Below are 15,051 nucleotides of genomic sequence, written 5' to 3' on the forward strand. Positions count from 1 at the left end.
AATAGGAGTGATAAATCATGAAGGAACCAAAATACCGTGTTGACTGGCATGTTATTGAAGAAATCGCCGTATTGCATGAAAGTCAGGCAGGCTGGACAAAGGAACTTAACATCATTAGCTGGAATGGGGATGAACCGAAATACGATGTAAGATGGTGGAATCCGGATAAAACGAGATTGGGAAAAGGTTTTACTTTTACTGAAGAGGAGCTAGGGAAGCTAAAATCGATTATTGATATAAAAATACCACATAGTGAATAGGGCAAGATAATCATTTCCAGCGTCAAAAAGGACTGTTATACTGTTTCTAAAAGGATGAATGGGAGATGATGGTAAATTTATGCGGAAACGAACGTTATTTACTCTGATAGTAGTATCAGTTTTACTCGTTTTAAGTGCTTGCGGTGGAACGGATAGCGCTGCAGAGGATAAAATCGATGAAATTAATGAAACACCAAAAACGGGGTTGAATGAAACCACAATAGATGAAGTTATTGCGAAAAAGGATGATAATAAAGCGTTCTATGTTTTGATGTATGATGCCAAGAAAAAATATGTAAAAAATACTAAATTGCTAGAGGTGTATGATAAAGCTCTAAAAGATAAAGATATGCCGGCGTTCTATTTGAATCTTAATACGCTTGATGATGAAAAAAAACAAAAAGTTGAAGCTGTGAGTGAATCGTATAGTAATCGGACGTCAGGCCATAACCCTTTTGAAGATGGTGGAATGGCCGTTGTTCATGGTGGACAGTTTAATTCAGCTTATGCGTACCAGGGGTCAGCATGGATTTTAAATACATTGATAGGGAAAGCTAATACAGAAAACAATACATTTCGGGATGAAGGTTTATACAGCAAGGTGGAAAAGGAAATTCAATTTAACATCGATTATATCAATGAAGAAAATGTAGAACTAACATACTAATAATAGAAGGAACTTACCTGAATTAAGGTAGGTTCTTTTTTTATGTCAACGAGGGAGGGGGATGTATTCGTGGATAAACTTAAAAAGCTTTATGAAGATTTGGCTGCTATTTTAGATATCAGCAGTGGATGGCTTTATGATGATCTCATTCGAAACATTGGATGGGGAATTATACAAGCATTAGTTTGGATTAACAATTGGATCGCAGGTGTGGCAACAGACGTAGTCACACTTGGTGGTGTGTACGATAACCCAGCTATGAAACGTTTTATTGAAACGATTCAGCCCTATGTGTTTGGGATGTTTGTCGTGACGCTAATCATTGTAGGTTTTCAGTTTATGTTGAATAAAATTGAAAAACGTAATGAAGTACTAATGAATGTATTCGTTGCAGTAAGTGTTATTGTTATCCTGCCAACCCTTATGAATATAATGGAGAATTTATTGAACGAAGGTGTTTCAGCATTAGATGAACCAGGAACACTATCTGATAACGTTCTTAAAAGGAATATTGCAGACGTGATGTATTATGTAGATAGTGGTTTTAATTATGCAAGTGGTGGCAATGAAGAGACGGTATCAGGCAATAAAAATTTGCTCCCACATCCACCAGATTCTAAAGATAAAGATGTTGGAACAACGGATTATACGTTCGGAAATCAATTAAAAGAACCTTCTTCCATTGAAGTGAATGAAAAATTGGATGTTCAAAAAGATGAAGGCTGGTTTAGTTGGACAACAAAACCGTGGGTAAGTAAATTAAAAAAACAACAAGATAATGGAGGACTTGGATATGATTTCTTAACTAAACGTCTTGTTTCCACAGGTGATGGTGGAAAAAGAATAGTAGATTTAAACACAAACACAGTTCCAGCTACCAATCTAGGTCAACAAAGCTATTACAGGTATCACGTTAATTGGGGCGTTGCAATAGCCACATTAGCCGTTACGGCCTTTGCATTGGTGATTACAACCATTAAAATTGGACGTGCCATGTTCGATTTAGCGTTCCATCAATTATTTGCCATGTTTACAGCAGCGACGGATTTAACAGGCGGTCAACGTTTGAAAAAAGTGCTAGTGGAAATTGCCAGTACATTCGCTGTTATCTTTGTGATGATGGTGCTATTACGGATGTTTATTATTTATGCACAATGGGCGAATAACATGGAACAACATATTGGTGTTATTGGTATCATTTTGCTTTTGATTGCTGGCGCCTGGGCGTTAATTGACGCGCCAGATATTGTGCAGCGCTTGTTAGGTATTGATGCCGGATTGCGTTCTGGCTGGCAGGCCATGATGGGTGGTTATGCAGCTGGTCGCATGATCGGTGCAGGTGGTAAAATGACAGCCGAAGTTGGTGGTAAAGCTCTTAAATCAGGCGGGAAAATGGGCGGCGGTGCTGTTGCTGGTGGTGTTGGCATGAAACGGGCGTTGAAAAATAACAGCCATGTGAAACCAATGCCATCTAATCGGAATACTAGTGCTGATAGAAATCACCAGGAAGGCCAATTTTCCATGAACACGGTTAAGGGCAATACAATCCCGCGCTATAAGGACAATGACGGTACCGTTGGAAAAGGACAACCGACACAAGAAGCTCGACAGCCATCTCCCTACTCTAAATCAAGACAAGATCAATCTACTAGTGGTGGTTCTACCGGTGGAGTAACAACATCATCCGATCCCGGAAAACCCTCTAGTAGACAGGTTCCTATACCAAAATCACCAAAGATGACAAATCAGCCAAATCCAGAGGCTTCAGATGGTCATATTCACCCAAAACCAAAACATACGTTGTTTGGTGGTAAAAAGACGGTACAGCGAGCCAGTCATTTTCTGACACGCGCTCACAACACGGGTTATGATGTCGGTCAAAAAATAAATGAGGTTCGTGGAAATATCCGACAAGGATCTGAAAAAGATATAAAAAAACCACAAGACATGCAAAAGGGGTTGAAGGGTCATGACATACGAGATTCCAAAAGAGATTAAGGCGAAACCAAAAATTTTAGGATTGGAAATGCGAGAGCTGGTCATGTTATTGATTAGCTCTCTTTTGGTGTTAACGATTTTACGTGATTTGGTGCATAGTGTTTTTATGATTCCTTATTTCGTGGCCGTGATTGGCTTTTTGTTTTATCTATTCTTGCCGTCCGGTCACAATCCGAAAAAAAGAAACTATGAATCGATTATATTATTTTTTCGCCATAAAAAGATTGTTTATCATGCCGGCGATAAACACGAACAGGAAAATCATCAATTGCGCTAATAGTTATCGTTGAAAGGAGGTACACAATCAACATGAATCAAAAGAACAAAGGGACTGCCGGTGAATCGAATGACAAACAGCTAAATGAAAGGTCATGGGCAGCGAAATTCAAGCAGGTTTTTAAAACGGAAAGGCATAAAAAGACGGAGCACACGAAGAAAGAAAAAGTGTTGCACCAGACGCTGGAAATACTGCCATTTCTTCAAATACACGATGATTATATTTTGATGAAGAATGGTGTTATGGACATTCTTCAGATCCAAACGAAAAACATTCATGCCTTGAACGATGCTGATTTAAATTATTTATTGATGAATCGAACCCGTTTTTTACGGAGTTATTTCCGGTCCTATAAAGAGATCATTTTAAACTTTCCAGCAAATACGGAAGCTCAGCGCAACTATTGGCTAAAAAAACGAAAACAGACAACCAACCGGATTCGATTGGAATATATCGATCAAAAATTAGTTGAGTTTGACTTTCTGGAACGAGAACGTTCCAATCGGGAGTTTTTCATCTTTGTGTATGCTGATGACAAACAGGAACTGGCTGATCGGAAAAATGATGCTATGCAAGGGATGCAGCAGGCGTTTCCGTTAACAGAACTGCCTCGAAGCAAAAAGGAACAAATTCTGTTTCTATTAAACAATCAAAACACCAAATTATAGGAAGGAATGGTTATGATGACAATGCAGACGAAACAACAGATAAAAGCGAAACCACCTCAACCGGATAAAGGTTTTCTAACGGCAATACAACCGCAAGGCGGCATTCGCTTTAAAGACAAATATATTAAAAAAGGTGATGGCTATGAAGCCTGTATTCATGTTTTTGAGTATCCATCCAGTGTTGATGTGTTATGGCTCGATAAAATCATGGCCATGTATGATGTGACAGTAGTAACAGATGTGGCAACGATGAATCAGGATGAAACGGTGAGCGCAATAAATAAAAGCATGGTGGAACAAGATGTCCGGTTTAGAAGCTCCAAGCATGAATCTGAACGGATGGATGCTCAACGTGGTTATCAGGAGATGGAAGACTTGTATCGGCAAATAAGTGAAATGGGTGAGGTCATTAAACTACTCCATATTCGTTTGTTTGTTGCTTCCCCAACCATCTGGGAGCTGGAAAAGAAAGTGGATCGAACTATATCCAAACTACAGTCATTCGGATTTAAAGGCCAAATCTTTTTAAATGAAACCTATTGGGAATGGCAAGCTCTATTTCTACCCTATGAGCAACAGCTGGCATTTCCAAACAAACGAGAAGGAAAAGGACTTCCGGCTATGACGCTTGCATCCGGATTGCCTTATCATTTCTCAGAATTAAATGATCGAACAGGAAGTTACTTAGGAACGTCGTTTACTGGAGGCAATGTACTATTTGATCTTTTTCATAAGGATAAAATGCGACGGTTTTTTAATGCAGTAGTTGTCGGGAAAATGGGTGCTGGTAAATCCACTACGCTAAAAAAATTACTAATGGATAATGAAGCACGCGGGAACTATATCCGTGGTTTTGATGTAACAGGTGAATTTAAAACACTGGTTACATCAGTGGAGGGGCACACAATTAGTCTTGATGGAAGTGATGGTGTTATCAATCCTTTACAAATTTTTCGTACAGAAGATAATAGCAACCCGGAAAAGAATGAAGAGATTAGTTTTATGCAGCACATATCCAAAGTAGCTACCTTTTATATGTTTCTTGCTGGTAATCCTTCTTCTGAGGAAATTGAGGAGTTTAAAAAGGTGCTGCGTCTTTTTTATGATTCTCTTGGTTTTCAGGAAAAAATGCATACCACGGGTATTACGTCACTGGATAATGAGGAATATCCCATATTCAGTGACTTTTTAATGTTTATTCAAAAGCAACTCTATGACAATATCGAAAAGCGAATCATTCGTCAGGAGTTGTCATCGACAAGGATTCGGCGACTCGAAAAGATTGAGTTGGTAATTGATAACCTGGTGAATAGTTTTTCTTATTTGTTTAATGGGCACACAACGATTCCTGCCATTACAAATGAACAAGTGATTTTCTTTTCCATTCGTAATTTAACCGGGCTTGAAAAAAGTGTGTTCAATGCGCAGATGTTTAACGCATTAAACTTAATTTGGGATAACTTGATTCAGATAGGTTCCTCTCAGAAAAAACTTATGTATGAGGATGAGTCGTTTGATGTCGATGAGGCAAGCCGTTTTCTAGTAATGATTGATGAAGCCCATCGGATGGTTAACTCGGAGAATATGCTGGCGGTGAAGTTCTTAACAGACTTTGCACGGGAAGCACGGAAATATTTCGGCGGGCTTATTTTGGCCAGTCAATCCATTCGTGACTTTGTACCGGATCACTCAGACACGGATACGGTTACGAAGATTCGGACCTTATTTGAACTAACCCAATATAAATTTGTGATGCAGCAAGATTCCAACTCACTGGATACGCTTCGAACGGTTTTTGAAGGACAACTGACCGACAGTGAATTGGAGAATGTACCACAACTACAACAAGGTGAGTGTTTACTAAGTATTAGTGGTCTCGGTAATTTGATGCTTTCTATTGAAGCGTCCGAGGAAGAATTGCAGCTGTTTGAGGGGGGATTGTAATGAAGAAACGTATTCTCAACAAGTATATATTCCTTCTCATCGTTGCCTTGTTAATCATTGTAACGTATGTCTGGAAATGGACAACCGATGACAAAGAACAACAAAATCCAAACGACGAATTATTCGATGAATCACAGCACGACACAACACAGCCACCGACACTTCAAGAAAACAAAATCGATGAAGCATTAGTAGATAAACCGGATGGCAATATGAATACTACAAAAGAAAAGGAAGATTCATATGAAACTGCCTATCAAAAAAGGTTTGGTAGTCAAGCAGTTACAAAGGCGAAGGAGCAAGCAAAGCAGGAGCTTGCTCTTTATTTATCCCACGTTTCCGACTGGGATAAATGGCAGGGCGTTGTAACTGGTTCATTCTTGAAGAAGGTTAAGAATGATATTCCAGCGGTAAAGGAAGCAAACGTGAAACGCCATATTGAATCCATCGAGCTGTTTGCTTCGAATCCGTCACAATCCAAAAACATGACATTTGGTGCATTTGCCACATGGCAAGTAACATCAAATGGTCGTATAACCAATCAACGAACGCAGCTTTTTTACGTGACAGTGATAAGCCGAAACGGTAAGTGGCTGGTGAATAACATGGTAACCCCTAATGACGGCATGGAAGGAAAGCGAGATACATGAAACGTATTTGGGGTATGGTAAAAGGCATTATGAAGAAAAAAGTGATTGGATGGATTGTCGGTCTGGTTACAGCAAATATCATCCCTATACTAATTGGTTTAGTATTTATAACAATCCTATTTGCCATTATTGGCGCATTAGGTGGCAGCGTTGATCAACAACATGCGCAACAAAATAATCCATCTGCCGGTTATGTATGCTCGGCAACCGGTGATATTAATCAGGAAAAATGGGACGCTATTTTTCAAAATAAAAAACGATCAGGAGCGCTAAAAGGGTATGGGGACGACATTATGAAGCTATCCAAAAAGCGCGGCATTGACCCTGTGTTGTTTGCTGCCATTGCCATACATGAAACAGCTTGGGGAAAGTCACATGCAGTAAAGGATAAGCATAATCCAGGTGGGTTGATGAATCCAGATGGGAGTGGGCTTTATTCTTTTCCAACGTTGAAAGAAGGATTGAAGGCTATGTCGAAAACATTATATAACCGCATCAAAGTGGATGGCTTGGTAACTATTAAACAATTAGGAAGTGTCTATGCTCCGATTGGTGCTGCAAATGATCCGACTAATTTAAACAAACATTGGGTACCAACGACTAAAGAAATCGCACAAAAGCTAGGTGGTTTAACGATGAATTGTAAGCCATCTGCCCAGTCATACATGGAACTGATTGGCGACAAGTCATGGATATCAGCACACACCAAAAATATTACATCGGGTTTTGGTAATCGGAATTGCAGTGGATGCACTTCCTTTCACGGTGCTATTGATGTTGCATCAAATGGTATTCGCGGAACACCAATTACCGCATTTGCGGACGGAGAAATTGTAATCAGTAAGGCAAATGGGACGACATTTCAATCAAGCAGAAACAACATGGGTACAGGTTATGGCTGGTATGTGGAAATTAAACATCAAAATGGGATGCGCACAAGATACGGGCACATGATGAAAAAAGGAAAACCTGCAGGAACAAAAGTCGAAGCAGGTGATGTGATTGGCAAAGTTGGTTCAACCGGTGCATCTACCGGTCCTCATCTACACTTTGAAGTCAGAATAAACGGTGAAAAAGTGGATCCGATGTCATACGTTCAACCATTTTTAACCACTGAACAGTAAGTCGAAAAGGAGATGAAGCTAGCGTGAAAAGTAAATTGAATCGTGGACGTGAGAATAAATACTATATCAGTCTATTGGTAATCGCTGGACTTTTGTTTGGCGTTTTTTTTACTTCCAAAACATGGATGTATGATGACAGTGTTATAGCCCAAACAGCATTCAATGAATCAATTGGCGGGCTTAGTCAAACAACATTAATTCTCCGTGATTGGGAATACAACCCGAAAAATGAACTGATGGAAGTGACGTTAGAACGTATCCATACTGGAACCGATGCGGTCAAACCAACATTTTCTTTTTATGCGAAAGAACAAAATGAGAGTCACAAATACAATGCAGAGCTGGTATATCAATCAGACAATAACATGATTGTTCAAATTGAAAATGTTCCGGAAAGCTTTCAGGTTATTGGGTTATTTGTAACGGAACATCGTGATCAAAACATTCTAAAACAGGAGTACAAAAAGCAATTAGAAAACAAAGGTGAAGCTGCAACAATGACGGATGAGGACATCAATGATTCGGATTTGTCTGAGCCGGGACAAGTGATTATCGTTGGTGATTATCGAAAGATTGAGACCAATAAAACACTGGTGACAAAAACCGATAAGGGATATAAGAAAGAAAATATTATTGCGGATCTAAAACGTACAAAACGAAAAATCACCACAATTATGGAACAGGATATTCCGTTTCAAAAAGATTTGATTACCACACTTGAAAAAGAAAAACAATCATTGAAGAAGAGCATGGAATTTGAAACAAAAGAAGAACAAGCTGATACAAAACGGGAGATTGAACACAAGGATAAAGCTATTAAGGATGCGAAAAATGAAATCGAAAAACTGAAAAAGAAAGTGAAAGAACTTCGGGATAAATATCAAAATCGCGAAGAAAAACTGAAGGCATTAACGGACAAAAACGGTAAACACAACCAACAAAAACAGGAAAAAGTGGATGACAAAAGTACAAAAAAGAACAACCAAGCTGTGTCCAAAAACAAACAAGATAAGCGCAACAAGTCATCCAATAACACGAAAAAGCCTGAGAAAAAGCGTGATCAATAAGAAATGGAAGTGTACGCCATCTGTAAGTCACCATAGGCGCCAAGTGTACGCCATTGTTCGAATGCATGACATGCACAGGAAAACTAGGCTCTGCCTAGTCCATCACGTTACGTGATGGCATTTTCCCCTTATCCTGTTCAACACTCTTTGGCTTGTAGGTAGAGCATTTCCTATTTTACTGAAGCCCATACAGGTGGTGCTCATGATGGAATAAAAACAAAGATAAATACGCAGCTGCTGTGCACACATTAGATGGCCAAAAGAATGAAAAGGATGATGACAAATGGACTTAAAAATTCGTGATTTAGATGCAGGAGCCATGCAAGTACTAAAGGAAGTTGCAAGCAAACAAAACGTGTCACGGAATGAATTATTAAAGAGACATCTGGAAGATTTAGCACAGTTTCAAGGCATTAAACGCGCTGAAAAAGATTTGGATTCCACATTACGCAGCGTTGGTAAAGCATTAGAAATTACGTACAATCGGCTTCATCAATTAGAAAAACAATCAATGAAAGTGTATTTGTTGTTAGCCACTGTGTTGGACATTGACCCTGAAGAAACAGATGATTATTTGGAAAACATGTTTAATGTAAATGTAAAGGAGATGAATTAATTTGGGTACAACAAAACAACGTTTACATGTTCGATTGGCACCTGACATTGTTGAAAAGATACAGACCATTGCAGCTGAAAAACATGTATCTCAAACCGATGCCATTACAGAAGCAATTGATCATTACTTTGCAGAACGTGATGAAAAATATGTTGTGTTTCAAAACATGATCTCGGAATTAATCGATGAAAAGTTCGCAGCTATGCAAGAAAAGCTTCATCGTATTCAGGTTACCGGCAATGTGATTGACCGTGATACCAAAATTATTCTGGAGTTTATGAATCATTATTACTTGATTAATGAATTTAAAGATTTGATTACAACTGAAAAATATAAAACAAATGGGATGCAGCAAGCAGAAGACTTAATTCAAAAACGTATCCATAAACATCGTCAAAAGAAACTCGATTATGAAAAGCAAAAAGCACAAAAGCAACAGGAAAGTGAGGCCTAATACATGAGCACTCCTGCGGTTGTGTTAAGAAGCAAATTTGTCACACCCGGATCCAATACGTTTAATGATTATATCAATTATATCGATCGAGAAGATGCCAAACGTCATATCCATGTTAAGCAATCATCCAAAGAAACGGATGATTTTTATATTTTTCATGACTTCATGGATTATATGGAGGATGAAGCAAAACAAGGTCAATTGTTCACAAGCGATAATGATCAGTTGAATCAGAGTGACAAGAAACTCTTGAAGCAGAAATTTCAAAAAGCACAACAAAATGAATCACCTATGTGGCAGGATGTCATTAGTTTTGATAATGAGTGGTTAGCAAAGCAAGGGCTTTATCATCCGGCTACCCATACGGTTAATGAAGTGAACATGCGGAAGGTTATCCGCGGAACAATGCATACGGTGTTGAAGGCAGAAGGTATGGAAAAATCGGCTATATGGACAGCATCTTTACACTATAATACGGACAACATTCATGTCCATATAGCTTCAACGGAAGCCCATCCAACACGTGAGAAAATAAATGTTTTCGATAAGGAAACCCAAACATGGCATGAAGAATATCGTGCCAAACGTAAACCAAAGACACTGGATAAAATGAAATCCAAAGTGGCGAACATGATACTGGATCGAACGAAAGAACGCAATAAAGTTGATGAACTTGTTCGAGGTACCGTTCATCATAAAAAAGAAAATGGTGTTTCCTTGTCTGCTTATCGCAAAACAAAAGAGTTGTTTCAGGATGCAATGGAGCACCTTCCAACGGATAAAAGACAATGGCAATATGGTTACCAATCGATTAATGATGCAAGACCGTATATTGATGAGATTACGAATATTTATCTGCAGCAATTTCATGCAGAAGATATGAATCAGTTGCACCAACAATTGGATGAGGAAGTAAATGTGATGAAAGAAATGTATGGAGAGGGGAGTGATTATGAAACGTATAAACAAACGAAATTAGATGATCTGAAGAAGCGTATGGGGAATGCATTACTGGCTGAGATGCGCGAGTATGATAAAGCGCAAAACGATAAATTATTTCATCCGAGACAATTCAATAGATTACATTCACTTTCATCTCAAGAAGCATTTGCTGATCCCCATCATACTGTTTATGCGTTTAATGCTTCTATGATGAAGTTAAGTAAAGCTATGCGTCGAACGTTTCATGACTACCAAAAAGATCGTAATCTGCAAGAATTTGACCGTATAATGGATGGCTATGAATAAACAAAAAGGTGGTCGTATTATAAATTGAAAACCTTCTATTCTTATTTATTATGAAACATTTTACATGTAAAAGGCTATTCGAATAAGAAAGGTTGAAGAAAATGAAATACCAATTAGAGTACGATAAAGTCTTATTAGCAAAAGAGCCTGTTTTAGTAGAAACAGGTGATATTATTTCAGGAGTTTCAATGTTAATTCGTTTTAGTAAAGTTTTTGAAGAAAATCCTTCAGATGATATATATATGATTAATGTTGATGGGGTAGATAAAACGTTACCTGAGTTATTGAAGGTGGCCTATGACTCAGAAATAAGGAAATTTAGTTTCTTTCCTAATGATGTCCTTGGCAACAAATACGAAGTTGTTGGTTATACAAAAGATGTAGGGGAAGGGTTTTTAGTGTCTCATCCTATTAGTAAAAAAGAATTTGATGAGATTATCAAAGATTACGGACACTTATTTGCTACAGATAAATCATTACAAAGCTGCGCTTATTCCATTCATAAATTAGAGGGATGATTATTGAAAATTAAAAAGCTACTTTGACCTTATGAAAAACATAGCAAGACTTATAACACAAAATATATAGTGATAAGGGAGATTGACTCATAAATGGGACTTACATTAATTTTAGCTGAGAAACCAAGTCAAGCTATGCACTATGCAGAAGCTCTACAGCATGTCAGTAAAAAAGATGGCTACCTGGAAGCAAACGATAAACGATTCTTTCCAGGAAAAGTATATATAACGTGGGGATTTGGTCATTTGGTAGAGTTGGTACCACCAGAATCTTATAGTGAATCTTGGAAACAGTGGCAATTAAACAAGTTACCAATATTTCCGGAAACATTTCAATTTCAAGTAGGTAAAGATAAAAGGAAACAGTTTAACGTTGTGAAGAAATTATTGAAAGAAACAGATGAAATCATTGTCGCAACTGACTGTGACCGTGAAGGGGAAAACATTGCCAGAAGTATTATTAAAATGGCCGGTGCATCTAACAAACCAACCAAGCGATTATGGATAAATTCATTGGAAGTGGATGAAATTCAAAGCGGATTGAAGCAGCTGAAAGATGGAAATAACTATATTTCATTGTATAAGGAAGCTCAAACACGACAATTGAGTGATTGGCTGGTTGGCATGAATGCATCCCGTTTATATACATTGCTCCTGCAGCAAAGAGGGATGCAGGGTGTCTTTAGTGTTGGCAGAGTACAAACGGCTACACTTTATTTATTGTATAAAAGACAACAGGAAATCGAGAACTTTGTCTCCAAACCTTTTTTTGATTTAGTTGGCAACATAAATGTCAAAAATGGTTCATTTGATGCCAAAGTGAAAGCACGTTATCAAACGAAAGAGGACGCGATGAATATCTTGGATTCTCATCGTCTGTCATCTGGCGAAAACCAAGGAATTATACAACAGGTCACAAAAGAACAGAAAAACAAGAAAGCACCGAAGCTGCATTCCTTATCAACGCTGCAAGCAACTGCCAATAAGAACTGGAAGTATAGCCCGTCTGACGTATTAAAAACGGCACAAGCTTTGTATGAGAAAAAACTATTATCGTACCCAAGAACGGACAGTCATTATATTACGGAGAGTGAGTTTGCATACTTAAAAAGCCATCTACCAACGTATCAATCTTGTTTAAACGTATCGATGGATGTTGTCTATCCCAATGCACGAAAACGTTATGTGGATAGTTCCAAGGTTCAGGAGCATTATGCCATCATTCCCACAAAACAGGTACCGAACAAGCAGGGTTTGACTGATAAAGAATGGAATATTTATCAGGAAGTTATGGCAAGGACAATCGCAATGTTTGCTGGTGATTATGAATATGAAGAGACGAAGGTAGATGTTGATGTAAATGGATTGTGCTTTCAGAAAACCGGCAAGGTAGAGCTAAAAAAAGGTTGGAAAGCATTATTTACAGAAGATACATCCGACGCAAAAGATGAGGCTGAACAAGACAATACGGTTCTTCCGTCTATGCAAGAAGGGGAATCTTGCAACGTTGGGATTGATATATATGAAGGAAAAACGAAACCATCGAAGGCTTATACACAAGGGCAATTAATTAATGTCATGAAACAAGCTGGTAAGGAAATTGACGATGAAGCACTACAGCATACTTTGAAAGAAAATGAAGGGATTGGAACGGAAGCAACCAGAGCAAATATCCTTGATACGTTGAAAAAGCAGTACTATATCGAGATAAATAAGAATAAAGTGTCGGTTACCAAGAAAGGACAAATTTTATGTCAGGCTGTCGAAGGAACGATTCTAGCTAGTCCCGAGATGACCGCCAAATGGGAAAAGTATTTACACAAAATCGGACAAAATGAAGCTTCTCAAGAACACTTTATTTCTAAGATAGAACAGATGTTGGAATCATTAATGGAAAATGCACCGAAAAAGGTAAACGCAATGCAGCAGCAGTTTCAAGAAGTAAAAGAGCAATCCGGTATTGGAGATTGTCCGATATGCAGCCAGAAAGGAGGGAAGGTGGAGGACAAAGGAAAGTTTTATGGTTGCTCCCGTTATAGAGATGGCTGCACGTTTACATTACCCAAACGGTTCCTTGGAAAGGCAATCAGTGAAACCAATATTAAAAAGCTTCTTGCAGGTAACAAAACCAATTTAATCAAGGGATTCAAGAGTAAGAAAGGAAAAACATTTGATGCGTATTTACGCTATGACAGCGAAGAACAGCGAATAAAACCTGAGTTTGAGAAGGGATGATATGGCATGGATATGTACGTTAATGGAGAGTATCGAGTAATTGATATTGGATATATAAAGAAAATCAAGACTTTAAGTGTCGTGTTTATCGTGAAAGACGGAGAGGTAGAGATGAAAGTGGATGACATAACATTGGATACGGTTCAAACGATTTATCGGGCAGATAAGGAAGCCTTATTTCCGTTGGATGTAAAAAATAAAAAGGTTATATTGGATGACGAAACGACAAATTAATGAACGTGATGATTGCACTGACTTCCATTGTGGGAGTTTTTATTTTGCATAAAGGGGGGGAAGCATGAATAGCTATAGAATCATATCAACGTTCGATTTTGAATGTCTCGCAACCATCATGATGACGGATAGGAAACCGGCGATGTGATTGAACGCGGAATATGGAACCCGGATCCAGCCAATAAAGACGATTTATATATTTGTTTGTATAATCCGGACAAGCACATATACCCGAACCTGTTGGATTAGAGGATATGTTGGATGTATATCAACTAGAAGAAGTATTGAAGCCTAGTATGTATCAGCAGCTGCAAAATTCTTTATTTGAGAAAAATGTGCCATTCACTTACGGATTAATGGAAAATGATTTTTCTATGTCTACGGCTGTAACGCTAGTTTATGAACTCAGATATGATAAGACGGCAACAGACGGCAACGAAAGCCAAAGATAATGACTATAGTATGGAAATGTGAGGGCTTCCGTTTGGGAGTCCTTTCTTTATGTCTGGAAAGGGTAAACAATTTATGGAAAAAGATAAACGAGAAATTTATGTTGGAAACGCTGACGTATACCTTATTCAAGGATTGGAGTTAGATGTGGAATTTGATTATATTTCACAAGCAGAGCACACAGCAGCCATCCTTGAACTAGAGAATTATATTCAGGAACAAGGCATACACCCGGTTAAAAATGAGGACGGATATATTGCGGCAGAAGAAGATACCATTGTTTATGTTCCCAAAACAGGGGAGATTGATTATGCTGCTGGTTTTGACGGACAAAATCTCTTAGAGAAAGATCATCGAACGGAACAACTATTAGATGACTTTTATGATGACTGCCTTTCTTTTTGGAAACGAGAAAACGATAAAAATTCCGGTTTTGCACTAGCTAAAAGCCCAGAAGAACTTGCTTTACAAGATATTTCTTCTCTGGAACATGATCCAACCGTTCCAAATGGCGGTTTGTTGGATGAGAATATAAAACAAGCGTGGTTACAAGAAAAGCGATATGAGCTAGCGAATAAAAATACGAAAGCACATATGCAAGATATGGATATGTAATGTTAGGCTTCCCTGTTAAAAGGGGA

The 15,051-nt window shown here is 38.3% G+C and carries 17 protein-coding genes; all 17 read left to right on the top strand.

Going from position 1 to position 15,051, the window contains the following annotated elements:
- Positions 1-17: 17 nt before the first annotated feature.
- The 17 genes from JKP73_RS20770 to JKP73_RS20850 all read left to right on the top strand — a co-directional run bounded on the left by JKP73_RS20770 (position 18) and on the right by JKP73_RS20850 (position 15,025).
- Positions 18-260 (top strand): YdbC family protein, encoded by a 243-nt coding sequence (locus JKP73_RS20770; protein ID WP_200411773.1) that lies wholly within the window; start codon positions 18-20, stop codon positions 258-260.
- A gap of 58 nt (positions 261-318) precedes the next feature.
- On the top strand, positions 319-927 hold the full coding sequence (locus tag JKP73_RS20775) for a hypothetical protein (RefSeq protein ID WP_200411774.1): 609 nt from the start codon (positions 319-321) through the stop codon (positions 925-927).
- 69 nt (positions 928-996) lie between these two features.
- Positions 997-2,925 carry a pLS20_p028 family conjugation system transmembrane protein gene (locus tag JKP73_RS20780; protein ID WP_200411775.1) on the top strand — a complete coding sequence of 643 codons (1,929 nt, stop codon included), beginning with the start codon at positions 997-999 and terminating at the stop codon, positions 2,923-2,925.
- The gene (locus JKP73_RS20785; protein WP_200411776.1) at positions 2,897-3,202 is read left to right on the top strand and encodes a DUF5592 family protein; all 306 of its coding nucleotides are present in this window, start codon (positions 2,897-2,899) and stop codon (positions 3,200-3,202) included. Before JKP73_RS20780 ends, JKP73_RS20785 begins: the two co-directional genes overlap by 29 nt.
- A gap of 32 nt (positions 3,203-3,234) precedes the next feature.
- Entirely contained in the window at positions 3,235-3,870 is a 636-nt protein-coding gene (locus JKP73_RS20790; protein ID WP_200411777.1) for a TraC-like domain-containing protein, read from the top strand.
- 15 nt (positions 3,871-3,885) lie between these two features.
- Positions 3,886-5,814 (top strand): VirB4 family type IV secretion system protein, encoded by a 1,929-nt coding sequence (locus tag JKP73_RS20795; protein WP_200411819.1) that lies wholly within the window; start codon positions 3,886-3,888, stop codon positions 5,812-5,814.
- Positions 5,814-6,464, top strand: coding sequence for a hypothetical protein (locus JKP73_RS20800; RefSeq protein WP_200411778.1), 651 nt, complete (start codon positions 5,814-5,816; stop codon positions 6,462-6,464). The genes JKP73_RS20795 and JKP73_RS20800 overlap by 1 nt, the downstream gene beginning before the upstream one ends.
- Positions 6,461-7,588, top strand: a complete 1,128-nt coding sequence (locus JKP73_RS20805; RefSeq protein ID WP_200411779.1) for a M23 family metallopeptidase — start codon at positions 6,461-6,463, stop codon at positions 7,586-7,588. The genes JKP73_RS20800 and JKP73_RS20805 overlap by 4 nt, the downstream gene beginning before the upstream one ends.
- Positions 7,589-7,611: 23 nt before the next feature.
- Positions 7,612-8,655 (top strand): hypothetical protein, encoded by a 1,044-nt coding sequence (locus JKP73_RS20810; RefSeq protein WP_200411780.1) that lies wholly within the window; start codon positions 7,612-7,614, stop codon positions 8,653-8,655.
- Positions 8,656-8,938: 283 nt separating this feature from the next.
- Complete coding sequence (locus tag JKP73_RS20815; RefSeq protein WP_200411781.1) at positions 8,939-9,271, top strand: hypothetical protein; 333 nt, start codon at positions 8,939-8,941, stop codon at positions 9,269-9,271.
- A gap of 1 nt (position 9,272) precedes the next feature.
- Positions 9,273-9,725, top strand: coding sequence for a hypothetical protein (locus JKP73_RS20820; RefSeq protein WP_200411782.1), 453 nt, complete (start codon positions 9,273-9,275; stop codon positions 9,723-9,725).
- A 3-nt stretch (positions 9,726-9,728) separates the two neighbouring features.
- A complete protein-coding gene (mobP2, locus tag JKP73_RS20825; protein ID WP_200411783.1) occupies positions 9,729-10,973 on the top strand; it encodes a MobP2 family relaxase in 1,245 nt (414 codons plus the stop codon).
- Positions 10,974-11,074: 101 nt separating this feature from the next.
- A complete protein-coding gene (locus JKP73_RS20830; RefSeq protein ID WP_200411784.1) occupies positions 11,075-11,491 on the top strand; it encodes a hypothetical protein in 417 nt (138 codons plus the stop codon).
- Positions 11,492-11,584: 93 nt separating this feature from the next.
- Positions 11,585-13,726: a type IA DNA topoisomerase gene (locus JKP73_RS20835; protein ID WP_200411785.1), complete on the top strand. Its 2,142-nt coding sequence runs from the start codon at positions 11,585-11,587 to the stop codon at positions 13,724-13,726.
- Positions 13,727-13,732: 6 nt separating this feature from the next.
- Positions 13,733-13,960, top strand: a complete 228-nt coding sequence (locus JKP73_RS20840; protein ID WP_200411786.1) for a hypothetical protein — start codon at positions 13,733-13,735, stop codon at positions 13,958-13,960.
- A gap of 254 nt (positions 13,961-14,214) precedes the next feature.
- Positions 14,215-14,412: a hypothetical protein gene (locus JKP73_RS20845; protein WP_200411787.1), complete on the top strand. Its 198-nt coding sequence runs from the start codon at positions 14,215-14,217 to the stop codon at positions 14,410-14,412.
- A 49-nt stretch (positions 14,413-14,461) separates the two neighbouring features.
- Positions 14,462-15,025 carry a hypothetical protein gene (locus JKP73_RS20850; protein WP_200411788.1) on the top strand — a complete coding sequence of 188 codons (564 nt, stop codon included), beginning with the start codon at positions 14,462-14,464 and terminating at the stop codon, positions 15,023-15,025.
- Positions 15,026-15,051: the final 26 nt, after the last annotated feature.

Origin of the sequence: Virgibacillus salexigens, assembly GCF_014905415.1 — a bacterium.
In the GTDB taxonomy this organism is placed as follows: domain Bacteria; phylum Bacillota; class Bacilli; order Bacillales; family Amphibacillaceae; genus Virgibacillus; species Virgibacillus salexigens.